Consider the following 25,706-nt stretch of genomic DNA (forward strand, 5'->3'; position numbering starts at 1 on the left):
GCGCTCTCACGACCGAATTGCGGCATGCCGCAGCATTTGTTGCGGCTTAATCGTGGCAAATGGTAAACGGGCGATAACCTTGATTTTAAGGAATAAAACAGAGCCGGCTTCAGAAACTGATTCAAGTTCTTCAGACGCTGAGCGAGCCGACCGCATACGGTCGGCGAAGGCCGGTTCAGATTTCAGGGTGCAGCTGAAGCAATTGATCAATAAGAATCATTGTCCCCATCACGCCTTTGCGCTTGAAATGATGTCATACATTGGACATAGAGCTTAGCGCAGAACTCCGGTCCCGGCCTTCTGCCCGTTTCAACCTTGTAGGACCGATATCATGGCCTTCCTTGCCGATGCCCTTTCCCGCGTGAAGCCTTCAGCCACCATCGCCGTCGCCCAGAAAGCGCGCGAGCTGAAAGCAAAAGGACGTGACGTGATCGGGCTTGGCGCCGGCGAGCCGGATTTCGATACGCCCGATAATATCAAGGAAGCAGCGATCGACGCGATCCGCCGCGGCGAAACCAAGTACACGCCGATCTCGGGTATCCCGGAACTGCGCAAGGCGATTGCCGCCAAGTTCAAGCGCGAGAACAATCTCGACTATAGCTGGGAGCAGACGATCGTCGGCACCGGCGGCAAGCACATTCTCTTCAACGCCTTCATGGCGACGCTGAATGCCGGCGACGAAGTGGTCATCCCAACACCCTATTGGGTTTCCTATCCCGAGATCGTTGCCCTTTGCGGCGGCACGCCGGTTTTCGTCGCGACGACGCAGGAGAACAACTTCAAGCTCCAGGCTGCCGATCTCGAAAAGGCGATCACGCCGAAGACCAAGTGGTTCATGTTCAACTCGCCGTCGAACCCGTCGGGCGCTGCCTATACGCATGACGAGCTGAAGGCACTGACGGACGTGCTCGTCAAGCATCCGCATGTCTGGGTGCTGACCGACGACATGTACGAGCACCTGACCTATGGCGACTTCAAGTTCGCCACGCCGGTCGAAGTCGAGCCGTCGCTCTATGACCGCACGCTGACGATGAACGGCGTCTCCAAGGCCTATGCCATGACCGGCTGGCGCATCGGCTATGCGGCCGGCCCGATCCAGCTCATCAAGGCGATGGACATGATCCAGGGGCAACAGACCTCGGGCACGACCTCGATCGCCCAGTGGGCAGCCGTCGAAGCGCTCAACGGTCCTCAGGACTTTATCCCTGCAAACAAGAAGATCTTCGAAGGCCGCCGTGATCTGGTCGTTTCCATGCTGAACCAGGCCAAGGGCATTTCCTGCCCGGTTCCGGAAGGCGCCTTCTACGTCTATCCGTCGTGCAAGGGCCTGATCGGCAAGACGGCTCCGTCCGGCAAGGTGATCGAGACCGACGAGGACTTCGTCACGGAGTTGCTGGAATCGGAAGGCGTCGCCGTCGTTCACGGCTCGGCCTTCGGCCTCGGCCCGAACTTCCGCATCTCCTACGCGACCTCGGAAGACCTTCTGGAAGAAGCGTGCCGCCGCATCCAGCGCTTCTGCGGCGCCTGCAAGTAATCGGCGACTGCCAATCTCATTAAAAAGCCCGCCAGAGATGGTGGGCTTTTTGTTTGCCTGACCTTCTGGTTTAACGCGCTGCGAAAATGAATCCGCTTGTCGCGTTAAGTCGCTGATTCCAGATTCAAAGTCCGATCGCCGTCAGCATGATGAAGGTGGCGAAGAGGATGAAATGGGTCATGCCTTCGATGGCATTCGTCTCGCCGTCGTTGAGGTTGATGGCGGCGGCAATCAGAGTAATCGCCACCATCACGGTCTGCACCGGCGACATGGCCATGACGAAGGGCTGGCCGGTATAGAGCGCGATCGCTTCCATGACAGGTACGGTGAGAATGACGGTCGACAGCGAGGCGCCCATGGCGATGTTCACGGTCGCCTGCATGCGGTTGCGGAGTGCTGCCCGCAGCGCTGTCAGGATTTCCGGTGCGGCAGAGATTGCCGCAACGACGATGGCGGTCACAGCGATCGGTGCGCCGGTGTCCCGCAGGCCCTCGGTCATGAAGCCCGACATGAATTCGGCAAGCGTGCCAATGATGACGACGCCGATGAGAATGATCGTGATCGAGGTCGCGACCGAACCTTCCTCATGGTGTTCGTCGGGATGTTCCTTTTGCCGTTCCGAGCGCGGATAGCTGTAGGAGAAGAAGTAACTGTGCTGACCGACCTGCATACGGAGGAACAGGCCATAAAGGGCGATCATCGCTATGATGGTGAAGCCGGAATAATAGTGCCATTTGTCATGAGGCACGAATTCCGGAACGATCATCGAGATGCCCATGGCCGTCAGGATCATCACGCCATAGGTCTTGCCCGAGTTGTCGTTATAGGGCTGCTCGCCATGCTTAAGGCCACCGAGCAGAGCGGCAAGGCCAAGAATGCCGTTGATATCGAGCATGAGCGCCGAATAGATCGTGTCACGCACCAGGGTCGGCGAGCTATCCTCGCTGTTCATCATGATGGCGAGGATGATCACCTCAACGGCGACGGCCGAGAGCGTCAGGATCATCGTACCATAGGGATCGCCAACCTTGACGGCCAAGAGCTCGGCATGGTGGGCGACGCGCATGGAGGCGAGAACGATGGTCGCAATCAGCGCCACCGCCGCAGCAAGAGCGATCCCCCTGCCGCCCTCCATCAGCGCATGTTCCAGCAGGTAGGCGATAACCGCGACGACTGCGGCCACGATCAGAAATTTTTCTTCTTTAAGGTGCAATGCCATTTCCGCCACCAGTGCCGATTTTGATTCTTCTGCGAAATCTAGGCCGATGTATTTTCTTCGCAAGCACACCCGTGGTCGATGAAATTTGCAGTCTTCAGCGTTTAATGGAATACTGCCTGTCATACGGCAGCCGGCAAACAGATCGCGGCGTCCTCGAAATCTTCTCAAGCGACCCGCGCTGGAACCGGAGCCGATCCGGAAGCGGACGGATGCGCAAGAAGAAGAGGAGAGACATGCATGGTCAAGGTGGTCTACGAAGTCGTGCCGCATGACGGCGGCTGGGCCTACAAGCTCGGAGACGTCTATTCCGAAGCATTTCCGTCCCATGCCGAAGCGCTGGAGGCTGCCCGTATCGTCGCGGCCGAGCAGCAGGTCGGCGGCGATTCCGCCGAGATCAGCTGGCAGGACGCCCAAGGCAAGTGGCATGAGGAATATGCCGAAGGCGGTGATCGTCCGGAAACAGAGGTCGTGGACGGGGTTTCAAAGAGCCACCCCCCCGAGGTTTCGCCCGAGCCCTGATAGTGTCGTCGGCCTTGCGGCCTCATCGGACGTGTTGTCAGACGCGCGCTTCCGTGCATGACCTGATATAGTTCAGCAGCCCCTTCACCAGCGCGTCGAAGGTGACGCGGCAGCGGGGAGCGGTCTTGAGGCTCTCGTGCATCGCGACCCATGTGCCGAGCGGGATTTCGAATTCTTCAGCCAGAATGTGGACGAGATCGGGGTTCGGACGGACAAGTCCCGTCTGGCAGATACCAATGCCTATACCGGCGCGGATGGCGGCCAGATGCGCGAGATGGTTGCTGGTGCGGAAGGCATAGGTGAGTTCGTCCGCCAGCGGGTAGAGTTTGCGCATCATGCGGATATAGGCCGTCTGCCGGTCGAAGCCGATGAGGCGATGGCCGGCGAGCTCGGACATGGTCTGAGGCGTGCCGTGGCGCTCCAGATAACGGCGATGCGCGTGAAAGCCGAGCGGGATATCGCCGATGCGGCGCACCAGCAGCGCATCCTGCTGTGGCTCGGCCATGCGCACGGCAATGTCCGCTTCGCGATTCGTGAGGTCTTCCAGCGTATCGGAGGCCGACAGCTCCACCTGCAATCCGGGATAGGCTTCCTGCAGATCGGCGATGATCGGCGGCAGCACTTCGATGCCCACCACCTCGCTGGCGCTGATGCGCACGGTGCCTTCCACCGTGTCGCGCCGGCTGGATGCCGTGCGCAGAAGTGCAGCGGCTGTTGTCGCCAGTGTTTCCGCATAGGGTTGCAGATCGAGCGCCACGTCGGTCGGCAGCAGGCCGTTTGACGAGCGGATGAAAAGCTCGGCGCCGACCGCTTCTTCCAGAGCATCAATATGGCGACCGATCGTCGGCTGCGTCAGACCGAGCTCGCGAGCCGCAGCCGAAAGCGATCCGTGGCGGAGTACGGTGAGAAAGGAGCGGTAGAAATCCCAGCTTGGTTCGGTGTCCATATAATTATGTATAGCTATGCAACTTATTTCGTCAATTTTGTTTATCTGCTCATGGACGCATAGTCGTCTCATCGAACAAGGAGATGATCATGAGCAGCGAATATCAGGACAGGAAGCTGGCGCTTGTTCTCGGCGCTACCGGCGGCATAGGTGGCGCCGTCGCCCGCAAGCTGCAGGCGCGCGGCTGGAAGGTGAGGGCGCTCAACCGAAACGCTGCGAAGGGGAGTGAGCAGGGTTTCGAGTGGGTGCAGGGCGACGCGATGAACGCGGCCGATGTGCGCAAGGCCGCGGAGGGCGCAAGCCTGATCGTCCATGCCGTCAATCCGCCAGGCTATCGCGACTGGGAGAAGCTGGTTCTGCCGATGCTGGACAATACGATTGCCGCGGCCCGCGCCGTCGGCGCCCGCATCGTGCTGCCGGGCACGGTCTATAATTTCGGGCCGGATGCCTTCGGCGTCGTGACCGAGGACAGTCCGCAGCATCCGGTGACGAAGAAGGGCAAGATCCGTGTCGAGATGGAGAAGCGATTGAAGGCAGCTTCTGAAACCGGCATCGGTGTCATCGTGGTGCGGGCAGGGGATTTCTTCGGACCCGGCGCCACGGGCAACAGCTGGTTCTCCGCCGCTTTCGCCACGCCGGGCAAGCCTGTTGGTACCATCAAAAATCCGGCAATGCCCGGCATCGGGCACCAATGGGCCTATCTGCCCGACGTCGCCGAGACGATGGTGCAGCTCGTCGAGCGGGCCGAGCGCCTGCCGGCTTTCGCCTGCTATCACATGAACGGCTTCTGGGATGGCGATGGCCGGCAAATGGCAGAGGCGGTCAGGCGCGTTGCCGGCGGCAAGGCGAGGATCGGCCGCTTTCCGTGGTTCATCGTGCCGCTGCTTGCTCCCTTCATGACTGTCATGCATGAATTGAAGGAGATGCGTTATCTCTGGAAAGTATCGCTGCGCATGAGAAACGACAAGCTGGCCGCCGAACTCGGAACCGAGCCGCACACTCCCATCGACGAGGCAGTTCGGGCCACGCTTATCGCACAGGGATCCCTGCCGGAGGCACGTTCAACGACGACGGCGGCGCTTCTCTCCCATGGTGAGAAGGCAAGTTAAGCGAGTTCGGCAAGCGCGATGCGGGCGACCTTCAGAGGCTTTTCCGCCGAGACGTGGTCATCATCTTCGAGGAACCAGGCGGAGGAAAGGCCGGAATAGGCGACGATCCACTTGAGCAGCCTTGATGGCTCGATATCGGCCCCCTCGGAGACGATCGGAAGCTGACGCCTCAGACGGGCAGGATCCGTTGTGGTCGGCAGGTCTTCGTTGGCGAAGATATTGGCAAAGTCGTAGCCACGTTCGCCATAAAGACGCTTGGGATCGATCGCCAGCCAGCCCCGTTCGCCGAAGTCGAGGATATTGCGGTGGTGGATGTCGCCGTGAAGAATGCTGAGCTGCTGCGGATCGGCCAGCAGGGCGCTTGCGATCTTCCAGCACTCGGCAAAGGTGCCGCCGTGGGTGAGTGCAGCTGGCTCCAGATCGCGGAACCAGCGCTTTAACGGCGTGGAGTCGTGAAGGGGTGTCGGGCGCGGCGTATGCAGCTTTGCCGCTGTGCGGACCATGATGCGGCTTGCCTCGTCATCCTCGCCGTTCATTGCCATCTGCAGCAGCGAGCGTTTATCCGCAGCGCGTTCCAGCAGCACCGCGTCATCCTCCTGCGCATAGACGTGAGCCGCGCCGTCGCCGCTCCACCACTGCATCAGCAATGCACCTTCGCGCTCGCTGCTGTGGGTTGCGACTTTCAGCATGGCTCTATTGTCCCGCCAGATGACTGGCAGGAGGCGGCTTGAATGGGTGATGATGGGGTCGCCGTCAGTTGTCAGCGACCAGCGTTCGAGATAGGGCGAGAACATGACCCGCATGCTAGCGGTGACTCGCAGAATTGGAAATCCCGCCGGATGGCGGGATTTCGTTTCGTGAAAGCTCAGGCGACCTTTTCGAGCAGCGGATAGTCAATATAGCCCTTGGCGCCGCCACCGTAGAAAGTGGACTGATCCGGCGTGTTGAGCGGCAGGTTCTTTTCCAGACGCTCGACGAGGTCAGGATTGGAGATGAAGGGCTTGCCGAAGGCGACGAGATCGGCCTTGCCGGTTTCGACGGTTTCGATCGCCATGTCCCTGACGTAGCCGTTGTTGACCATCCAGGCAGCCTTGCCGCCGGCCTTTTCATAGGCAGCGCGCAGCGCCTTGTAGTTGAAGGACGGGTTGTCGCCCTGGCGATAATCGCGCTCGCCTCCGGTCTGGCCTTCCACGACGTGGATATAGGCCAGATCGTACTTGGCGAGGCCTTCGATAACATGGGTGAAGAGCGCCTGCGGGTTGGAATCATAGGATTCGCCCGAGGGCGTGACCGGCGAAATGCGGATTGCGGTGCGGCGGGCGCCGATTTCCCTGGTTACTGCTTCGACGACCTGGAAAGTGAAGCGGGTGCGGTTTTCGATCGAGCCGCCGTATTCGTCGGTGCGGTCGTTGACGCCGTCGCGCATGAACTGATCGAGCAGGTAGCCGTTGGCACCGTGGATCTCGACACCATCAAAGCCAGCATCGATCGCAGCACGGGCCGCCTTGCGATAATCCTCGATGATGCCGGGGATTTCAGAGGCCTCGAGCGCGCGGGGCTCTGAAGTATCGGCGAAGGCGCCGGTGCCATCAGCGTTGACGAGATAGGTCTTCGCCTTGGCGACACGGTTCGTCGAGGAGACCGGCTTGCCGTTATCAGGCTGCAGCGTGGTGTGGGAAATACGGCCGACGTGCCACATCTGCACGACGATCTTGCCGCCTTCGGCATGGACTGCGTCCGTCACGCGCTTCCAGCCGTCGAGTGCTTCCTTGCTGTAGAGGCCGGGAACATCGGCATAACCCTGGCCCTGATGCGTGATGGCGGTCGCCTCGGTGATGATCAGGCCGGCAGTGGCGCGCTGGCTATAATATTCGACGTTCACGTCATTCGGTATTGCGCCCGGCGAGCGGTTACGGGTGAGCGGCGCCATGACGATATGGTTCTTGAGGGCAATATCGCCGATCTGCGTCGGCTGGAAAAGCTTGGCCATGAAAGGTCCTTTCTTCTTGGGGGGATTACTCGGCGGCAGCGGGGGCAGTCTGCGCCCGGCCGGAGAGATAGGTGAGAACAGTGGCGGCAAGGCCGATGAGGGCCATGGCGGCTGCGGCGAGGGGAACGCGGGTGAGATCGAGGCCGGCATCGATGACCATGCCGCCGACCCAGGCGCCAAGAGCATTGCCAGTGTTGAAGGCGCCGATATTGATGGTCGAGACGAGGTTGGGCGCATCCTTGCCGAAACCCACCACGCCGACCTGCAGGGCGGGCACGGCTGCAAAGCTTGCCGCTGCCCACAAGAAGAGGGTGATTTCCGCCGGGATAAAGAAGCGGCTCGTATAGAAGAAGACTGCGGAGGTGAGGGCGATAGCGGCAAAGACGCCCGCGAGGGTGGCGCCAAGACGCCAGTCCGCCAGCTTGCCACCGATAAGATTGCCGACCGTCAGACCAAGGCCGATCAGGAACAGTGTCCAGGTGACACCTTCAGGCGAGACGCCGGTGACGTCACGCAGCAACGGGGCGATATAGGTGAACAGCGTGAACATCGACGCCGAGAAGAAGACGGTGACCGACAGCGCCATCCAGAGGCGGCCATTCCGCAGTGCGGCGATCTCTCGCGGGATGCTGCTTTGCTCTTCCTTTTTGTCTTTTGGCAGGATTGCGATCAGGCCGGCGATGGTGACGATGCCTATGACAGTGACCACCCAGAAGGTGGAGCGCCAACCATAGGCCTGACCGATCGCGGTGCCGAGCGGGACGCCCAGCACATTTGCCAGCGTCAGGCCGGTAAACATCAAGGCCACGGCGCGGGCCTTACGGTCTTCGCTGACGAGATTGGCCGCCACGATCGAACCGATGCCGAAGAAGGCGCCGTGGCAAAGTGCGGTAACGATGCGAGCGATCATCAGCACCCAGTAGTTAGGGGCAATGGCGCAGAGCAGGTTGCCGGCGATGAAGAAGGCCATCAGCATGATAAGGGCCGAGCGACGCTTCAGCTTGGCGGTCGAGATTGCCATGATGGGCGCGCCGAGTGCGACGGCCAGCGCATAACCCGTCACCAGCCAGCCGGCCTCAGGGATCGTGACAGAGAGGTCGGCTGCGACTTCCGGCAGAAGGCCCATGATGACAAATTCGGTGGTGCCTATCGCAAAAGAGCTCAAGGCAAGAACGAGCAGGGCAAGGGGCATGATTACAGATCCTGCGTTAGCTGCTGGAGGAAGGTCGCGATCGTTTCTTCATTGCGCTTGTAGAAGATCCACTGGCCGACGCGCTTGCTGGTGACGAGGCCGGCGCGGTGAAGGGTGCCCAGGTGCGCAGACACCGTGGACTGGGAAAGGCCGCAGCGTTCGAACTGGCTGGCGCAGACGCCCATTTCAAACGGGTGTTCCTGCGTCGGAAAGTGCTCTTCCGGGTTCTTGAGCCAGTTGAGGATGTCCATCCGGGCAGGGTTGGCCAGCGCCTTGAGAATCTCGTCTTTGTCCATCGTCGTTCATCGAAGTATAAATCGGATTTTCTCGATATATGGATCGACGATTTTCGATATGCAAATCACGGAGGCGTGAGCTGGAGTTTTTCTCAGGCTGCTAAAAAAACGGGCAAAAAAAGAGGGCCACCGGAAAAACCAGGGCCCTTTTAAGTGTGAAGGTCAAAAACCTCCAGAGGGGAACAGCCAACGCGGTGGCACTGGGAGAGAAACCACCAAATGCATCAGCTATGTGCGATATGGTGCTTCCTTGTGCAGCTTTCAATAGTTTTTTGTGCATGCCAGCTATGCACTGCACAAATTTTTCCGCATTGCGGTATCTGCCGACAAAAATTGAGGCAAAAGGTAAAATTCAGGCAAAAAAAGAGGGCCACCGGAAAACCAGGGCCCTTATAAGTGTGAAGGTCAAAAACCTCCAGAGGGGAACAGCTAATGCGGTGGAACTGGGAGGAAAAGCCACCGTGTGCATCAGCTATAAGCGATATGGTGCTTTAATGAGCAAACGGCAACCCTTTTTTGTGCATGTCAGTCATGCGTGGGCTGCATGATTTGAAATTCATTCCATAAAAATGGAACTCAGAAGTTCCAGTTGCGGGCCTTGCTGACGATGAAATCGCGGAAAGCCTTCAACTTGGCGGCGTTCTTGATCTCGTCCGGATAGCAGAAATAGGTATCGAAGGAGGGAACGTCGGCATTGATCGCCAGCTGGATCAGACCCGGGTCTCGGCCGACAATATAATCCGGCAGGCAGGCAATGCCGATGCCAAGCAGGCAGGCGCGCTTGATGGAGGTCTGGCTGTTGATCTGCAGGTGCGGAATGCGCTTGTTGTCCGACGAGCGGCCGGCGATTTCCAGCCAGTTGACGTCGAGCAGGTAATTCGGTGCCGGTTCGCCGAAGGTGATGATGCGGTGGTTGTCCAGATCCTCGATCGTCTGCGGCTCGCCGTGGCGATTGATGTAGGAGGGGGCCGCATAGACGTGCATATGCACGGTGAAGAGCTTGCGCTGGATGAGATCGGACTGCTGCGGCTGGCGAAGGCGGATGGCGCAATCGGCATGACGCATGTTCACATCCACTTCCTCGTTGTCGAGGATGAGCTGGATCTGAACGTCAGGATAGAGCTGCAGGAATTCCTGGATCTTGTCGGTCAGCCAGCCCTGGCCGAGACCGACCGTGGTGGTGACGCGCAGCTTGCCGGACGGCGTTTCCGTCGTCTCGGTCAACTGCATCTTCACGGTTTCGAGCTTCAGCAGCACGTCATGTGCGGTGCGATAAAGCAACTCGCCCTGTTCGGTGAGGATCAGGCCGCGCGCATGGCGGTGGAAGAGCTTGGTACCCACATCCTGCTCGAGCGCGCTGACCTGACGGCTGATCGCTGACTGGGACAGATGCAGCTTGTCGGCCGCATGCGTAAACGATCCGGCTTCGGCAGCTGCGTGAAAAATACGCAGCTTGTCCCAGTCCAATGGCATTCCCCCACCCCTCATGCCACTATTACTCCGCTGCTACGGCAACGGGCATATGGCCCGTCAGATAACGTTCTGCCTCGAGGGCGGCCATGCATCCCAAGCCTGCGGCGGTGATCGCCTGGCGGAACGTATCGTCCGTCACGTCGCCTGCGGCATAGACACCCTCCAGGCTGGTCGCAGTCGAATCCGGTGCGGTCCAGAGATAGCCATTGTCCTTCAGCTTCAGCTTGCCCTTGAAAAGTTCGGTTGCCGGCGCGTGACCGATCGCCACGAAGACGCCGTCAATGACCACATCCGTGACGACACCGGTGCGCGTATCGCGCAGGCGAGCACCGGAAACGGACGGCGGCATGGGGGGCTTTGCCGGCGTGCCCGTGATCTCGGCGACCTCGGTGTTCCAGAGAATCTTGACGTTCTCCTTGGAGAAAAGGCGTTCCTGCAGGATCTTTTCCGCGCGGAAACCGTCGCGGCGGTGCACGACGGTGACCGACTTCGCGATGTTGGAGAGATAGAGCGCTTCCTCGACGGCGCTGTTGCCGCCGCCGACCACGATCACATCCTTGTTGCGATAGAAGAAGCCATCGCAGGTGGCGCAGGCAGAAACGCCAAAACCCTGGAAATGCTGCTCGCTTTCGATACCGAGCCACTTGGCCTTGGCGCCTGTCGCGATAACAAGCGTATCGGCGGTCCAGACCTGGCCGCTATCGGTGCGGGCAACGAAGGGGCGCTGGTTGAGATCGACTTCGGTCACGAGGTCGTTGACGATTTCGGCGCCGACATGCTGGGCCTGCTGCAGCATCTGATCCATCAGCCAGGGACCCTGTATGGGGTCGGCAAAGCCCGGATAGTTTTCGACGTCGGTGGTGATCATGAGCTGGCCACCCTGTTCGAGACCGGCGATCAAAACCGGTTTCAGCATGGCGCGCGCGGCATAGACCGCTGCCGTATAACCGGCAGGTCCGGAGCCGATGATGAGCACCTTGGTATGGCGGGCAGACATGGAATTTCCTTTCGACTGGCAGGATGCGGCGGCTAAGAGGCGAATAAGGCCGTTTCGCGATCCCATCGCCATTTATGAACGACCAATGCTTTTATTCAAGGGCAGCCTTGCATTACCAACAAGGCAAATACAGGCGATGTGCAAGATTCCGTCATCCGACTGAAACTTTCTTGCGTATTCCGTGGCTTTATATAGAAGCTGCCCGCGGGGAATTAAAGAAAGGCCTAAGCGTGGTTCGCGCTGAACTTGACGTCATCGACATAAAGATTTTGCGGGAACTGCAGTCAGATGGCCGCATGACCAACGTTGAGCTTGCCGACCGGGTGGGAATTTCAGCGCCGCCCTGCCTGCGCCGGGTGCGTAAGCTCGAAGAGGCTGGTGTCATCGAAGGATACCATGCGATGCTGAACAGCCCGAAGCTTGGGCTCGATCTCGTCGCCTTCTGCATGGTCGGCCTCAAGCATCAGTCCGAAGCCAATCTAAAGGCCTTTGCCGCTGCCACCGCCGAGTGGTCGCTGGTGCGCCAGGCGTGGATGGTTTCCGGCGACAGCGATTTCCTGCTGCATTGCGTGGCCCAAAACCTCACCCGCTTCCAGGACTTCGTCATCGAAGTGCTGACGGCCAATGAGCATGTCGATACCGTGCGCACCATGCTGACGATCCGGCAGGTGAAGAAGCTCGGGCTCGTCGAACTGTAATCCAAAGCGTGTCGCGATCTTCCAGATCCGCTTGCCATGCTTTAGGTCCTGTTTTCCCATGTCATTGTCGTAAAACCGCTACACACTTTCGCGTGAGATGCTCTGGCCTCGCCAGGCCTTGCTCAGCCAATCGGTATTGCCGATCCGGCGGTACCATTTCTGTCCGCCACCTTCAAAAGCCTCGCTCATTTTCGGATTGCCGGCGAAGACGACGATCTTCGCATCCGGCGGCAGTTCGGGATCGCGCCAGAAGCTCTTGAAATGACGCGGCACGCAGGCGTTCTTGAAGCTCACGCACCATTCGCGCGGCCAATATTGCAGGTTTCCATGTGCTTCCAGCTGCGCGCTCTGGAACTGCTGGGAAATCTCGTATTTCGACATGGCCGCCACCGGATCGGCGAGGTAGGTATCGAGAATATAGGCGTGGGCGCCGATCTCATAGCGGAAGACCGAGCTGTTGCCGACCGAGGCCAGGAACTTGTCGCGGGCGGGCTTGAGTTTGCGTAGCGGCTTGGCGCGGAAGAGATCGTCGTCGCGGATGATGAGGAACGTGCCTGGGTGCTGAAAGAGCGGTTCCAGATCGTCGGCGATGACAAGGTCGAGATCAAGGAAGAGGGCGATGCCCTTGAGATCGGCAAGTTCGCGGCGGAAGAGCGCCAGCTTCTGCCAGCGACGATCCTTGGATCCGGCCGGCAGGCCAAGCTCGGGCAGCGGAAAGGTCTCGATGCCTCCGTCGAGGCCTGCTGCGTTGTCGGTAAAGCAAACGAAACGGTGCTGGCGCTTCAGGTGCCGTTTGACGCCGCGGTAGAGATTGTTGACGTATTCGGCACCGTAGAGCGTTCCCCACTTCATGCAGAGCACGTTGACCAGGTTTTCGTTGTTATTTGCGGTCGACATCTACCTGTCCCTACTTCCCTGATATGTCCGTTGCCAATGGGATGACGAACGGCTTACGCGCCGAGAAGTTGCTGGTAAATCCGGTTGATCGCTGTCGCTTCCTTTTCCAGCGCGAAATTTTCCCGCACGTGTCGCAAGGCAGCCTCACCCTGTATAGCGGCGAGGGCGGGATCGGCAAGATAGGTTGCGATGGCCGCCGTCAGTGCGTCGCCATCGCCTGATGGTACGATGATGCCGTTCTCGCCGGACGCGATCATTTCGGCATAAGCGCCGGCGTCAGAGGCCACAACTACTGTTTTCGAAGCCATGGCCTCCAGCGGCGTCAGGCCGAACCCTTCGTTGCGAGAGGGTGCGACATAGAGCGTCAGCCGGCGATACCAAACCTTGATATCAGGTACTTCGCCGATGAAGACGATGCGATCTGTAAGGCCTGCTGCAGCAATGTCTGCCTTTAGCCTGTCGGCGAAGGCTGTGTGCTCAGGGGTGACACGGCCGGAAATGACCGCTGTCCAGTCCGGATGTTGCGGCAACAATGCGATCATTGCCTGGACGAAAAGGTCCGTGCCCTTCTGATGGCGCACGCGGCCGAAGCAGCCGACGAGGTAACGGCCGGGCAGGCCGGTTGCGGCTATCGTGTCGTCAGCCCCTTCGGGCGGATGGAAAAGTTCGAGATCGACGCCGTGCTGGATGACTGTGTGCGGCACCTTGAGGAAGGAGCCGGAACGGCTGCTGGTGGCGATGACCGCATCCATCTGGCGGATAAGCCAGCGGGTATAGGACGTGTGGCGGCGCTGGGCGGCTGAGGTGAAGACGAGCTTCAGCGGCATGCGCAATACCTGCCGCATCAGGATACCCGCCGCCATTTCATTGTTGCGGCGCGCATGCCAGACGCGATGGCGGCGCCCGGCGGGCGCACGCCAGAGGCCTGATAGCTGCGGCCATTTCAGGCGCGGAAGCTGTGGCGGAAGACCGGGGCCGAGGGCTGCTATCCTGATCCCCAGCCGGATCTGGCAGGGGATCAACTGAACGATCGTGGACGTAACGCCGGAGAGCCGGCGTTTCAGGTTGGGCGCGATGATCTCGACGTCACTGATATCCGGCACTGGCTGCTCTCGCGGAGAAAGGCGCGGGCGATCAGCCCCAGGAAACGGAAAGGATTTCGTAGGCCTTCGAACCACCAGGGGCGTTGACTTCGATGGAGTCGCCGACTTCCTTGCCGATCAGCGCGCGAGCGATCGGGGAGGAGATGGAGATACGGCCCTGCTTCACGTCGGCTTCCTGATCGCCGACGATCTGGTAGGTCTTTTCCTCTTCGGTGTCCTCGTCGACGAGCTTCACCTTGGCGCCGAACTTGATCTTGTCGCCCGACATCTTGGAGAGGTCGATGATTTCGGCGCGCGCCGTCAGGTCTTCGAGTTCGGCGACGCGGCCTTCATTGTGGCTCTGTGCTTCCTTGGCGGCATGGTACTCGGCATTTTCCGAAAGGTCGCCATGGGCGCGCGCTTCCGCAATTGCCTCGATGATTCGCGGGCGCTCCTCCTGCTGACGCCAGCGCAGTTCTTCCTGCAACTTGACGAAACCACCCTGTGTCATCGGTACCTTATCAACCATTTTTTCGTCCTTCTCTCCCTGCGTCCACAGTTCTCGCAGACACAAAAGAAAACAGGTCCCGAAGGGAACTTCGGAACCGTGCTACAATCTTGGTTCGTCGGTTATAGCAGATCGGCACGCGCAATTTCCATAAAATTCGTATCGAAGGTTTCGACCTCACCCAGAAGTACCTGCTTTTGAAAGGAAGTTGGGTGCCGACCTGCTTCTCCGTCTTGATTTTGCCATCGTGAACATTTAGTGAACATCCTTATGAAGAAGTCGCTTAAAGAACGATTGGCGATCCTTTCCGATGCCGCCAAATATGACGCTTCCTGCGCCTCAAGCGGCACGGTCAAACGCGATTCGACGGCATCAGGCGGATTGGGCTCGACTGAAGGTGCGGGAATTTGTCATGCCTATGCGCCGGATGGACGATGCATTTCGCTCTTGAAAATCCTGCTCACCAATTTCTGTATCTATGACTGCGCCTATTGCATCAATCGATCGTCCAGCAATGTCGAGCGTGCCCGCTTCACACCGGAGGAGGTCGTCTGGCTGACGCTGGAATTCTACCGGCGCAACTACATCGAAGGGCTGTTCCTCTCGTCCGGCATCATCCGTTCCTCCGATCATACGATGGAGGAAATGGTGCGCATCGTGCGGGAATTGCGGGTCACCCATAATTTCCGCGGCTACATCCATCTGAAATCCATTCCCGATGCCTCAGCGCACCTGATCGAGGAGGCGGGCCTCTATGCGGATCGCCTGTCGCTCAACATCGAGCTGCCGACCGATAGCGGCATCAGCCGGTTTGCGCCGGAGAAAAAGCCCGCMAGCATCCGCCGCTCGATGGGCGATCTTCGGCTGAAGATCGAAGCGGCGGACGAGCCGACGCTGCAGACGAAGAGGCGCAAACGGTTCGTGCCGGCCGGCCAGAGCACGCAGATGATCGTCGGGGCCGATGGCGCCAATGATGCGACGATCCTCTCTACCAGCGGTCAACTCTACAGCAGCTACGGGCTCAAGCGCGTCTATTATTCCGCCTTCAGCCCGATCCCCGACAGTTCGAAGAACCTGCCGCTCATCAAGCCGCCGCTGATGCGCGAGCATCGGCTCTATCAGGCCGATTGGCTCTATCGTTTTTACGGATTTGGCATCGACGAGATCACCTCGACGCAGGGCGGCGGCATGCTGGATCTCAATCTCGATCCCAAGCTTGCCTGGGCGCTCGGCCATCGCGGCGATTTCCCCGTCGACGTCAATCGCGCCGATCGCGAAAAGCTGCTGCGGGTGCCGGGGTTTGGCACCAAGACTGTGAAGGCGATCCTAAGCGAACGGCGGCAACGTCGTCTGCGGCTCGAGGATTTGTCGCGGCTCGGCGTGTCGATCCGCAAGGTGCAGGCCTTCATCACAGCCGAAGGCTGGACGCCGCACCGGCTGGTCGATCGGCCGGACTTGCGAGCCATGTTCGAACCGCAACCCGAACAATTGTCGTTGCTTTGATGCGCCGGGTCGTGCTGGAGGGCAGGGGCGATTTCGAGGAGTGGCGCAGGGCCGCCCGTGCTTTTGCTGCGGCCGGAATTCCGCCAGAGGAGATCGACTGGCAGGAGAAAAGCAGCGAGAGGGGCTTTGCCTTCCAGCATGATGCGCTGCCGCCCGATCCAACCAGCAACGGCAGGCCCATGACTGTCCCGCCAGCCTTTATGGCACTGGCCGAAGCGGTGATCTGCCATAGCGATCGCAAGCGTTTTTCATTGCTCTACAGCCTGCTATGGCGCTTGCAGGAGAACCGGCATCTGCTCGATCTGGCCTCGGATGAAGAGGTGTCTCGCGCCCGGCTGATGCAGAAGAGCGTGCATCGCGACGCCCACAAGATGACCGCCTTCGTCCGCTTCAAGGAGGTTGCGACATCAGACGGCAGGCGGCGGAAATTCATCGCCTGGTTTGAGCCGGATCATTACATCGTGGCACGCAAGGCGCCTTTCTTCCAGCGCCGTTTCACCGACATGGACTGGTTGATCGTCACGCCGAAAGGATCGGCTGCCTGGGATGGCGAGCGGCTGACAACAAGCAATACGCCCTGCCAAAAGCCCGATATCAGCGATGCGACCGACGATCTCTGGCGCACCTATTACGCCAGCATCTTCAATCCGGCTCGGCTGAAGGTTAAGGCCATGCAGGCCGAGATGCCGAAGAAATACTGGAAGAACCTTCCGGAAGCCGATCTCATTCCGGGCCTGATCGCCGAGGCGGAAGCAAAAGTCCTCGCCATGGCCGAGCGTGAAGCGACCATGCCGCTTCCCTATCATAACCGTATTCAGGAAGCGGCGTCCCGGATGCCGGTGCCACAAATGGCGCCAGTCGGGACGCTGGAGGCATTGCGCGAGGAGGCAGCCGTCTGCAGTCGATGCCCGCTGCATGCGAAGGCGACGCAGACCGTCTTCGGTGAGGGTCCTGCCGATGCGGAGATCATGTTCGTCGGCGAGCAGCCGGGCGACCAGGAGGATCTTGCAGGCCGACCCTTCGTCGGTCCGGCCGGAAAGATTTTCGACGAGGCGATCACTGATGCCGGCATCGACCGGTCGAGGCTCTATGTCACCAATGCCGTGAAGCATTTCAAATACGAGCCGCGCGGCAAGCGGCGTATCCACCAGAAGCCCAATATGGGCGAAGTGCAGCATTGCCGCTGGTGGCTGAAGCTGGAACTCGATCTGGTGAAGCCAAAACTGATCGTGGCGATGGGCGCGACGGCGCTGTTTTCCCTGACCGGTGAGAAGCAGAAGCTGGGGGATGTCCGCGGGCGCCCGATTGCGATGGAGGAGGGGCGATCGCTCTTCGTCACCGTGCATCCCTCCTATCTGCTGCGGATTCCCGACGAGGAGAGGAAGGTGCAGGAGCTTGCCCGCTTCCGGCAGGACATGAATCTGATCAGGCATTTGGCGGCCTGAGTGCAGAAAGTGATTCACTGCGTTCCAGTGTTTTTGAAGAGGACGAGGATATGCTGCTCCCGATCCAAGAGCAGCAAACTCGGGGTATGTTCCGGACGAGGAGGCAATGCCTCCTTGCGGATCAGAAGTAGCTCTGCAGCGGGCGGACTTCGAGGTTGCCGGCCTTGAGCGCCTTGATCGCCTGAGCGGCAGCTTCGGCGCCGGCCATCGTGGTGTAGTAAGGCACCTTCTGCATCAACGTGGCGCGGCGCAGCGACTTGGAGTCGGAGATCGCCTTGTTGCCGTCGGTCGTGTTGATGACCAGCTGGACCTGACGGTTGCGGATGGCGTCCTCGATATGCGGACGTCCCTCGAGAACCTTGTTGATCTTGGTCGCCTCGATGCCGTTTTCGCCGAGGAAGCGGGCAGTGCCGCCCGTCGCCAGTACCTTGAAGCCCTGTTCGACGAGGATGCGGATCGCCGGCAGAACGCGAGTCTTGTCCGCATCGCGCACGGACACGAAGACTGTGCCTTCACGCGGCAGTTCGACGCCGGCGCCGAGCTGCGACTTGGCAAAGGCCAGCGCGAAATCGGTGTCGAGACCGATGACTTCCCCAGTGGAGCGCATTTCCGGGCCAAGCAGCGTATCGACACCAGGAAAACGGGCGAAGGGGAAGACGGCTTCCTTGACGGCGATGTGCTTGAGCGCGCGCGGATCTGGCTTTTCGCCATAGGCCGCGAAGGTCGCATCGAGCTTCTCGCCGGCCATGACGCGGGCGGCGATCTTGGCGATCGGCGCGCCGATGGTCTTGGCGACGAAGGGTACGGTGCGCGAGGCGCGCGGGTTCACTTCGAGCACGTAGACCGTGCCGTCCTTGATGGCGAACTGCACGTTCATCAGGCCGCCGACATTCAGCGCCTTGGCCATGGCCTTGGCCTGACGTTCCAGCTCGTCGAGCATCTCGTTCGAAAGCGTGCGGGGTGGCAGCGAACAGGCGCTGTCGCCCGAATGGATGCCGGCTTCCTCGATATGTTCCATGATGCCGGCGATGTAGACGTCGGTGCCGTCGGAGAGGCAATCGACATCGACTTCGATAGCGTTGCTGAGGTAGCTGTCGAAGAGCAGCGGGTTCTTGCCAAGCAGGGTGTTGATCTGGCCGGTCTTGTCGTTCGGGTAGCGCTGCTTGATATCCTCGGGCACGAGTTCCGGCACGGTGTCGAGCAGGTAGCTCTGCAGCTGGCTTTCCGCATGCAGGATCTGCATGGCGCGGCCGCCGAGAACGTAGGAGGGGCGCACAACCAGCGGGAAGCCGATTTCGCTTGCGACGAGGCGGGCCTGCTCGACGGAATAGGCGATGCCGTTATTCGGCTGATTGAGGTCGAGCTTCATCAGCAACTTCTGGAAGCGGTCGCGGTCTTCGGCGAGGTCGATCATGTCGGGCGCGGTGCCAAGGATCGGGATGCCGTTCTTTTCGAGCGCTTCGGCGAGCTTCAGCGGCGTCTGGCCGCCGAACTGGACGATAACGCCGACGACTTCGCCGCTTTCCTGCTCGGCGCGGAGGATCTCGATCACGTCTTCGGCCGTCAGCGGCTCGAAGTAGAGGCGGTCCGACGTGTCGTAGTCGGTCGAAACCGTTTCCGGATTGCAGTTGATCATGATCGCTTCATAACCGGCATCCTTCAGCGCGAAGGCGGCATGGCAGCAGCAATAGTCGAATTCGATGCCTTGGCCGATACGGTTTGGGCCTCCGCCGAGGATGACGACCTTTTTCCGGTCTGAGACCTGGGCTTCGGAGCGGGCAATGCCGACGAAGGGCGTCTCGTAGGTCGAATACATGTAGGCGGTCGGCGAGGCGAATTCGGCAGCGCAGGTATCGATGCGCTTGAAGACCGGGCGAACGTTCAGCGCGTTGCGAACTTCGGCCACTTCCTTCGGACGCTTGTTGGCAAGCGTCGCCAGACGCGCGTCGGAAAAGCCCATCGCCTTCAGCATGCGCAGGTTTTCGGCATCACCGGGCAGGCCGTGCTCGCGAATGCGGGCCTCCATGTCGACGATGTTCTTCAGTTGGGCGAGGAACCACGGGTCGATCTTGCAGCCTTCGTGTACTTCTTCGATGCTCATGCCCTGGCGTAGCGCCTGGGCGACCATGCGCAGGCGGTCGGGCGTCGGCGTGCCGATTGCGGCGCGGATGGCGTTCTGGCTGGATTCGCCTTCTTCGACGCCGGGGATTTCGATTTCATCGAGGCCGGTAAGGCCGGTTTCGAGGCCACGCAACGCTTTCTGGAGGGATTCGGCAAAGGTGCGTCCGATAGCCATCACTTCGCCGACCGACTTCATCGCCGTCGTCAGGACAGGCGAGGCGCCGGGGAATTTCTCGAAGGCGAAGCGCGGGATCTTGGTGACAACATAGTCGATCGACGGTTCGAAGGAGGCGGGGGTAGCGCCGCCGGTTATGTCGTTGTCGAGTTCGTCCAGCGTGTAGCCGACGGCGAGCTTGGCCGCGACCTTGGCGATCGGAAAGCCGGTGGCCTTCGATGCCAAGGCGGAGGAGCGCGATACGCGCGGGTTCATTTCGATGACGACGAGGCGGCCGTCCTTGGGATTGACGGCGAACTGCACGTTCGAGCCGCCGGTCTCAACGCCGATCTCGCGCAGAACCGCGATCGAGGCGTTGCGCATCATCTGGTATTCCTTGTCCGTCAGCGTCAGCGCAGGGGCGACGGTGATCGAGTCGCCGGTATGGACGCCCATCGGGTCGATGTTTTCGATCGAGCAGATGATGATGCAGTTGTCCGCCTTGTCGCGGACGACCTCCATCTCATATTCCTTCCAGCCGAGCACCGATTCCTCGATCAGCACTTCCGTGGTCGGCGAGGCATCGAGGCCGCCGCCGACGATTTCGAAGAATTCCGAGCGGTTGTAGGCAATGCCGCCGCCGGTGCCGCCCATGGTGAAGGAGGGGCGGATGATGGCCGGCAGGCCGACGACGTCGATCGCCTGCGCGGCGATTGCCATGGCATGACTGATATAGCGCTGCTTGCGGTCGGTCTCCCCGAGGTTCCACTGGTTTTCGAGTTCGTCGAGCGCCTTGTCGAGTTCCGGACCCGAGAAGCCCTCGCGCAACTTGGTGCGTTCGGCCTCATGCGTCTTGCGGTCGGCATCCTTGATGTCGGTGGCGTTGGCCAGCATCGATTGCGGCGTTTCGAGGCCGATCTTGGCCATCGCCTCGCGGAAGAGGGCGCGGTCTTCGGCCTTGTCGATCGCGGCAGGCTTTGCGCCGATCATCTCGACATTATAGCGGTCGAGCACGCCCATGCGCTTCAGCGAAAGAGCGGTATTCAGTGCGGTCTGGCCGCCCATGGTCGGCAGCAGCGCGTCGGGGCGTTCCTTGGCGATGATCTTGGCGACGACCTCAGGCGTGATCGGCTCGACGTAAGTAGCGTCGGCGAGGCCGGGATCGGTCATGATCGTTGCCGGGTTGGAGTTGACGAGGATGACGCGGTAGCCTTCCTCTTTCAGCGCCTTGCAGGCCTGGGTGCCGGAATAGTCGAATTCGCAAGCCTGGCCGATGACGATCGGTCCCGCGCCGATGATGAGGATCGATTTGATGTCTTGGCGCTTCGGCATGGGCGATATCCATTTCTAGCTGCGCAAAAAGCCGGCCAGGGTGGGAGGGCACCGGGTCGGGTCGCGCATTGAGGGTCTTTTCAGGCTAGAAGCGGCTTATAGGCAAATGTTTTTGCAAACGGAACCCCATAAATCACGGAATCGACAGGAATCCCGGATCGCTTTTGGGGGCCTATTGCCCGGCAGGTATCGCCAGCGTGCGAATCTCGCCGCCGGGGGCCGGATTGGCAATCGCATTGGGCGCCTGTTCGAGCGTGATCCGGCGCGAAATCAACGGCTCAACCTTGATCGCGCCTGTCGCGATGAGATCGGCAGCGCGCTGGTGCGTGAAGGGGTTGAGGAAAGAGCTGACGAGGTTCACCTCGCGGAACAAGAGGTCGAAGGGTTCGATCTCTACTTTTGCACCTTGCGGCATGACGCCAAGGATGACGGCAGTGCCGCCGCGTCTTGCGAGCCGTGGTGCCTGTATCATTGTTTCCGGCACGCCGGCGCATTCGAAGACGACGTCGGCTCCGCCAGGAAGCAATCCGCCGTCGCCGGTAATGCCGCTGATGGTATCCGCCTGCGACGGGTCGACGGTCGCGGTGGCACCAAGTTTTTCAGCGAGCGCGCGTTTGTCCGCATTACGGGTGACGAGAAGAATGCGCGTCGCACCGGCAAGCCGGGCAAGCTGGACGGTGAGCAGGCCGATCACGCCGCCGCCGAGCACGATGACGGAAGCGCCGGTCCTGATATTGGCGAGATCGACGGCGTGCAGGCAGCAGGCGAGAGGCTCGCAAAAGGCGCCGTGCAGCGGATCGAGTTCGAGCGGCAGCGCGAATGCCTGGCTTTGCGGCATGCAGACGTATTCAGCGAAACCGCCGTCGCGGTGGATGCCGATCGCCTGCAGGTTCCGGCAGAGATTGACGCGGCCATTGTGGCACTCCTCGCAACGGCCGCAGGCGATATTGGGATCGCCGGTCACGCGCATGCCGGAACGGAAGCCGGTGACCTCGGGTCCGACCGCTTCGATGATGCCGGCGAATTCATGGCCGAGGGTTACCGGTGGATGGGAGGGGAATTCGCCGAGGAAAAGATGCCGGTCGGTGCCGCAGATGCCGCAAGCTTCGATGCGCACCAGCAGGTCGCCCGGTCCGGGAACGGGCTTTTCGACCTCGCGCATATACAGTTTTCCGGTCGCTTCCAGGCGCACAGCTTTCATCGACATCCTCCTGCAGATCTCCTCACCATCAGGAAGCGGGAAAGCTGGAGTCGCGTCAAGCAGTTGCCGGCATTTCTTCAGCCGAAGCGTCGGCGGGGCCGGAAGCTGGCGGGCGATCCTTGCCGCGCGGCGGCACGATATCCACACGCATCGCCGGATCGTATCGGGCATGTATTTCGGCGGCATCGTCGTTGCGGGCCTTGCCACGCTGCTGCCGGGCCGGTTGATGAATGCGGTCGCCTTCTCCGGCAACAGCTGGCTGGCCGCAGCGGTGTTCGGGCTGGTCGCCGCTGCGATTTTTGGCGCTATCCGCTTTCGTGCGCGCCGCAACCGCGCGGCGTGAGGAAGCGGCGGCTGGAATTCGTCCTCGCACCGGATATATAACTTACTCCTGAGAGCATGCATGGCGCGCATCGCCGGGGAGATCGAAGATGGAATGGAAAGGCCGGCGTCAGTCCGACAATATCGAGGATCGCCGCGGCGATCCCTCCGGTGGTACGGGACGCAATCCCTTCGGCCGCGGTGGCGGCTTCAGCTTTCCATCGGGCGGCGGTGTCGGCCGTCGCGGTGGCGGGCTCAGCATCGGCATGATCATTTTCCTCGTCGTCATCTACCTGATCTTCAAGGCGATGGGCATCGATCTCATGCAGGTGATGGATGGCGGTGGTGGCTCGATGGGCGATTCTGGCTATTCGCAGAGCGAATCTTCCTCACAGGCGCCCGCAAATGACGAGATGACCGCCTTTGTGCGCACGGTTCTTGCCGAGACCGAAGATACCTGGCATGGCATCTTCCAGTCCCAGGGCAAGGATTACGAAGAACCGCGCCTCGTGCTCTTCTCCGGCCAGACGCAATCAGCCTGCGGTTTCGCCTCGGCTGCGACTGGTCCCTTCTATTGCCCCGGTGATCACAAGGTTTATCTCGACACGGCCTTCTTCCAACAGCTTTCCGACCAGTTCGGCGCATCCGGCGATTTCGCCGAAGCCTATGTGGTCGCCCATGAGGTTGGCCACCATGTGCAGAACCTGCTCGGCATCCTGCCGAAGTTCAATCAGGCACGCCAGAGCATGAGCGAGGCCGACGCCAACAAGATGTCGGTTCGTGTCGAACTGCAGGCGGATTGCTTTGCCGGTATCTGGGGCAAATATACGCAGCAGAAGGGTATTCTCGACGCCGGCGATCTGGAGGAAGCGCTGAATGCCGCCCAGCAGATCGGCGACGATACGCTGCAGAAGCGCTCGCAGGGCTATGTCGTGCCTGAGAGTTTCAACCACGGCACGTCGGCCCAGCGCGCGCGCTGGTTCAAGCGCGGTTTCGACAGCGGACAGCTTGCGGCCTGCGATACATTCTCCAACCCGATCTGAACGGGACATCCGGCACCCGACTCGAGAGCAGGGTGCCGGTCAGCCGGGGCAGCTTACCTTTCGCTGTCCATGTGCTTGAGTTGGGCCTCCGGATAACGGGCGCCCCTGGCGGCCCCTTTCGGCACCGCGCGTTCGATGGCAGAGAGATCGTCGGCGGTGAGCTCGACTGCGCGGGAGCCGAGCGCTTCCGTCAGGCGGTCGCGGCGGCGGGCGCCGACCAGCGGCACGATATCCTTGCCCTGTGCCGCCACCCAGGCGATGGCGACCTGGGCGACCGAGGCGCCCTTGAGGATGGCGATCTTCCTGAGTTCTTCCACCAGAGCGAGGTTCTCATCGATATTGCCTTCCTGAAAGCGCGGGCTGACGGCGCGGAAATCGCCTTGTCCGTGCTGGCCCTTCTGCCAGTGGCCGCTGATGAGGCCGCGCGACAGCACGCCATAGGCGGTGATGGAAATACCGAGTTCGCGGGTCGTCGGCAGAATTTCATCCTCGATGCCGCGGGAAATCAGCGAATATTCGATCTGCAGGTCGGCGATGGGAGCCACGGTAGCGGCCCGGCGGACCGTATCGGCGCCGACTTCGGAAAGCCCGACATGGCGGACATAACCCGCCTTGATGAGATCGGCGATGGCGCCGACCGTTTCCTCGATCGGAACGTTCGGATCGAGGCGGGCGGGACGGTAGATATCGATGTAGTCGACACCGAGTCGCTGCAGCGTATAAGCGAGGAAGTTCTTCACCGCGATCGGGCGGGCGTCGTAACCGTTCCAGCCATTCGAGGGATCGCGTAGCGCGCCGAACTTGACGCTGATGACGACGTCCTCGCGCTTGCGGCCTTTCAGTGCTTCGCCGATCAGCATTTCATTGTGGCCCATGCCATAGAAATCGCCGGTATCGAGCAGGTTGACGCCGACATCCAGCGCGGCATGAATGGTTGCAATGCTTTCAGCGCGATCGGACGGACCGTACATGCCCGACATGCCCATGCAGCCGAGGCCGATGACCGAAACTTCCGGGCCGGTCTTTCCCAAACGATAGGTCTGCATCTTCTTCTCCTTCAGCGCCCCGATGGCGTCTTCGGATGCGGTTTTATCGCTGTTAACTCTGTGCGATAATCCGGATAGTTTCGAACAGGCCGTACGGGTAAGTGCACAATGGACGATCTTCCCCTCAGTGATCTGGATGCCTTTGCTGCAATTGCAAGGGAGCGCAGTTTTCGGTCTGCGGCCCGCAAGCGCGGCGTTTCCGCTTCCTCCTTAAGCGATTCTCTGCGGCGACTGGAAGAACGGCTCGGCGTGCGGCTTCTCAACCGCACGACGCGTTCCGTGACACCGACGGCAGCCGGAGAGGGGTTGCTCGAACGGCTGTCCCCGGCGCTTTTGGAAGTCGCTGCCGCGCTTGGTCAGCTCGACAGTTTCCGCGATAATCCGGCGGGCACTCTGCGGCTCAATGTGCCAAGCATAGTCGTGAAGCTTTTCATGGCCGGACTCGCCGCACGGTTCCTCGCGCTCTACCCGCAGATCACGCTGGAGATCATAGCCGACGATAATTTCATCGATGTGCTGGCCGCCGGTTTCGATGCCGGTGTTCGTTATGATGAGAGGCTGGAACGCGACATGATTGCCGTGCCGATCGGCCCACGCAGGCAGCGCTATGTGACGGCTGCCTCTCCTGCCTATCTCGAGAGGCGAGGCGTGCCGCAGCACCCGCGGGATCTGCTGGAGCATAGCTGTATCCGCCATCGCTTCCTGAGCGGCGCCTCTCTTGCATGGGAGTTCGAACGCGGCGATGAGACGCTGGTCATCACTCCATCAGGCCCGATCATCGCCAATGCGGCGGAGATGGAAATTGAAGCGGCGCTTGCCGGGCTTGGCGTCATCCACACGTTCGAAGAGCTGCTGACGCCCGGCATAGCGGATGGCCGGCTGATGCCCATTTTAAGCGAATGGGGTAGCGAATTTTCCGGCCCCTCCCTCTATTATCCGAGCCGCCATCACATGCCCACGCCGCTGCGGGCTTTTGTGGATTTTGTGCGGATGGAGCAGCGGAAAAGTGTCTGAACCATCTGTTTTGGCGGCCCCGCCATCAAAACATTGAAATGTTCACGTATTGTTTCGGCTATTTCA

General features: G+C 60.5%; 23 protein-coding genes and 1 pseudogene. 10 read left to right on the top strand and 14 right to left on the bottom strand.

Features of this window, described 5'->3' with window-relative positions; translation table 11 throughout:
- Positions 1-331: 331 nt before the first annotated feature.
- Complete coding sequence (locus AC1DUP_RS02055) at positions 332-1,534, top strand: pyridoxal phosphate-dependent aminotransferase (protein ID WP_113308826.1); 1,203 nt, start codon at positions 332-334, stop codon at positions 1,532-1,534.
- A gap of 124 nt (positions 1,535-1,658) precedes the next feature.
- Here AC1DUP_RS02055 and AC1DUP_RS02060 read toward each other — a convergent pair whose 3' ends face one another.
- Complete coding sequence (locus tag AC1DUP_RS02060) at positions 1,659-2,753, bottom strand: calcium:cation antiporter (protein ID WP_113297605.1); 1,095 nt, start codon at positions 2,751-2,753, stop codon at positions 1,659-1,661.
- A gap of 237 nt (positions 2,754-2,990) precedes the next feature.
- Between AC1DUP_RS02060 and AC1DUP_RS02065 the strand changes: the two genes are divergently transcribed.
- Entirely contained in the window at positions 2,991-3,272 is a 282-nt protein-coding gene (locus AC1DUP_RS02065) for a DUF2188 domain-containing protein (protein WP_113297606.1), read from the top strand.
- A 37-nt stretch (positions 3,273-3,309) separates the two neighbouring features.
- Here AC1DUP_RS02065 and AC1DUP_RS02070 read toward each other — a convergent pair whose 3' ends face one another.
- Positions 3,310-4,218 carry a LysR family transcriptional regulator gene (locus AC1DUP_RS02070; protein WP_477831950.1) on the bottom strand — a complete coding sequence of 303 codons (909 nt, stop codon included), beginning with the start codon at positions 4,216-4,218 and terminating at the stop codon, positions 3,310-3,312.
- Positions 4,219-4,307: 89 nt separating this feature from the next.
- Here AC1DUP_RS02070 and AC1DUP_RS02075 point away from each other — a divergent pair, with 89 nt between their 5' ends.
- The gene (locus AC1DUP_RS02075) at positions 4,308-5,327 is read left to right on the top strand and encodes an NAD(P)H-binding protein (protein WP_477831951.1); all 1,020 of its coding nucleotides are present in this window, start codon (positions 4,308-4,310) and stop codon (positions 5,325-5,327) included.
- On the opposite strand, the gene AC1DUP_RS02080 is transcribed toward AC1DUP_RS02075, so the two are convergent.
- The 4 genes from AC1DUP_RS02080 to AC1DUP_RS02095 form a co-directional block, all read right to left on the bottom strand.
- Positions 5,324-6,121: an aminoglycoside phosphotransferase family protein gene (locus tag AC1DUP_RS02080; RefSeq protein ID WP_477832135.1), complete on the bottom strand. Its 798-nt coding sequence runs from the start codon at positions 6,119-6,121 to the stop codon at positions 5,324-5,326. The two genes, AC1DUP_RS02075 and AC1DUP_RS02080, sit on opposite strands and share 4 nt — an antisense overlap.
- Before the next feature lie 71 nt (positions 6,122-6,192).
- The gene (locus AC1DUP_RS02085) at positions 6,193-7,317 is read right to left on the bottom strand and encodes an alkene reductase (protein WP_477831952.1); all 1,125 of its coding nucleotides are present in this window, start codon (positions 7,315-7,317) and stop codon (positions 6,193-6,195) included.
- 25 nt (positions 7,318-7,342) lie between these two features.
- A complete protein-coding gene (locus tag AC1DUP_RS02090) occupies positions 7,343-8,509 on the bottom strand; it encodes an MFS transporter (RefSeq protein WP_477831953.1) in 1,167 nt (388 codons plus the stop codon).
- 2 nt (positions 8,510-8,511) lie between these two features.
- A complete protein-coding gene (locus AC1DUP_RS02095) occupies positions 8,512-8,805 on the bottom strand; it encodes an ArsR family transcriptional regulator (RefSeq protein ID WP_113297611.1) in 294 nt (97 codons plus the stop codon).
- 155 nt (positions 8,806-8,960) lie between these two features.
- On the opposite strand from AC1DUP_RS02095, the gene AC1DUP_RS02100 reads away from it, so the two are divergent.
- A complete protein-coding gene (locus tag AC1DUP_RS02100) occupies positions 8,961-9,353 on the top strand; it encodes a hypothetical protein (protein WP_162748481.1) in 393 nt (130 codons plus the stop codon).
- Positions 9,354-9,381: 28 nt separating this feature from the next.
- On the opposite strand, the gene AC1DUP_RS02105 is transcribed toward AC1DUP_RS02100, so the two are convergent.
- Both AC1DUP_RS02105 and trxB read right to left on the bottom strand, forming a co-directional pair.
- Positions 9,382-10,278 carry a LysR family transcriptional regulator VtlR gene (locus tag AC1DUP_RS02105; protein ID WP_112543602.1) on the bottom strand — a complete coding sequence of 299 codons (897 nt, stop codon included), beginning with the start codon at positions 10,276-10,278 and terminating at the stop codon, positions 9,382-9,384.
- 22 nt (positions 10,279-10,300) lie between these two features.
- Positions 10,301-11,275: a thioredoxin-disulfide reductase gene (trxB, locus tag AC1DUP_RS02110; protein WP_113297612.1), complete on the bottom strand. Its 975-nt coding sequence runs from the start codon at positions 11,273-11,275 to the stop codon at positions 10,301-10,303.
- Between the two features lie 230 nt (positions 11,276-11,505).
- On the opposite strand from trxB, the gene AC1DUP_RS02115 reads away from it, so the two are divergent.
- Positions 11,506-11,973, top strand: a complete 468-nt coding sequence (locus AC1DUP_RS02115; RefSeq protein WP_113297613.1) for an Lrp/AsnC family transcriptional regulator — start codon at positions 11,506-11,508, stop codon at positions 11,971-11,973.
- 78 nt (positions 11,974-12,051) lie between these two features.
- Here the strand turns inward: AC1DUP_RS02115 and AC1DUP_RS02120 are convergent, their stop codons facing one another.
- From AC1DUP_RS02120 to greA, 3 genes are read right to left on the bottom strand one after another with little or no spacing between them, the layout of a single operon-like run.
- Positions 12,052-12,870, bottom strand: coding sequence for a hypothetical protein (locus tag AC1DUP_RS02120; protein ID WP_477831954.1), 819 nt, complete (start codon positions 12,868-12,870; stop codon positions 12,052-12,054).
- Positions 12,871-12,923: 53 nt separating this feature from the next.
- Entirely contained in the window at positions 12,924-13,973 is a 1,050-nt protein-coding gene (locus AC1DUP_RS02125) for a glycosyltransferase family 4 protein (RefSeq protein WP_477831955.1), read from the bottom strand.
- Positions 13,974-14,004: 31 nt separating this feature from the next.
- Positions 14,005-14,481 carry a transcription elongation factor GreA gene (gene greA / locus AC1DUP_RS02130; RefSeq protein ID WP_113297616.1) on the bottom strand — a complete coding sequence of 159 codons (477 nt, stop codon included), beginning with the start codon at positions 14,479-14,481 and terminating at the stop codon, positions 14,005-14,007.
- 249 nt (positions 14,482-14,730) lie between these two features.
- On the opposite strand from greA, the gene AC1DUP_RS02135 reads away from it, so the two are divergent.
- On the top strand, positions 14,731-15,963 hold the full coding sequence (locus tag AC1DUP_RS02135) for a putative DNA modification/repair radical SAM protein (RefSeq protein WP_477831956.1): 1,233 nt from the start codon (positions 14,731-14,733) through the stop codon (positions 15,961-15,963).
- Positions 15,963-17,408, top strand: a complete 1,446-nt coding sequence (locus AC1DUP_RS02140) for a UdgX family uracil-DNA binding protein (protein WP_477831957.1) — start codon at positions 15,963-15,965, stop codon at positions 17,406-17,408. Before AC1DUP_RS02135 ends, AC1DUP_RS02140 begins: the two co-directional genes overlap by 1 nt.
- Before the next feature lie 121 nt (positions 17,409-17,529).
- On the opposite strand, the gene carB is transcribed toward AC1DUP_RS02140, so the two are convergent.
- Both carB and AC1DUP_RS02150 read right to left on the bottom strand, forming a co-directional pair.
- Positions 17,530-21,015 carry a carbamoyl-phosphate synthase large subunit gene (gene carB, locus AC1DUP_RS02145; RefSeq protein ID WP_113297619.1) on the bottom strand — a complete coding sequence of 1,162 codons (3,486 nt, stop codon included), beginning with the start codon at positions 21,013-21,015 and terminating at the stop codon, positions 17,530-17,532.
- Between the two features lie 172 nt (positions 21,016-21,187).
- On the bottom strand, positions 21,188-22,216 hold the full coding sequence (locus AC1DUP_RS02150) for a zinc-dependent alcohol dehydrogenase family protein (protein ID WP_477831958.1): 1,029 nt from the start codon (positions 22,214-22,216) through the stop codon (positions 21,188-21,190).
- A 100-nt stretch (positions 22,217-22,316) separates the two neighbouring features.
- Between AC1DUP_RS02150 and AC1DUP_RS02155 the strand changes: the two are divergent.
- Positions 22,317-22,559 (top strand): annotated as a pseudogene (locus tag AC1DUP_RS02155) (DUF2306 domain-containing protein); the annotation flags it as partial.
- A gap of 88 nt (positions 22,560-22,647) precedes the next feature.
- Positions 22,648-23,580 carry a KPN_02809 family neutral zinc metallopeptidase gene (gene ypfJ, locus AC1DUP_RS02160; protein WP_113308835.1) on the top strand — a complete coding sequence of 311 codons (933 nt, stop codon included), beginning with the start codon at positions 22,648-22,650 and terminating at the stop codon, positions 23,578-23,580.
- Between the two features lie 53 nt (positions 23,581-23,633).
- On the opposite strand, the gene AC1DUP_RS02165 is transcribed toward ypfJ, so the two are convergent.
- Positions 23,634-24,626, bottom strand: a complete 993-nt coding sequence (locus AC1DUP_RS02165) for an aldo/keto reductase (protein WP_477831959.1) — start codon at positions 24,624-24,626, stop codon at positions 23,634-23,636.
- A gap of 108 nt (positions 24,627-24,734) precedes the next feature.
- Here AC1DUP_RS02165 and AC1DUP_RS02170 point away from each other — a divergent pair, with 108 nt between their 5' ends.
- The gene (locus tag AC1DUP_RS02170) at positions 24,735-25,640 is read left to right on the top strand and encodes a LysR family transcriptional regulator (RefSeq protein ID WP_477831960.1); all 906 of its coding nucleotides are present in this window, start codon (positions 24,735-24,737) and stop codon (positions 25,638-25,640) included.
- Positions 25,641-25,706 lie beyond the last annotated feature (66 nt).

It is taken from the genome of Rhizobium sp. 01L419 (genome assembly GCF_056400025.1).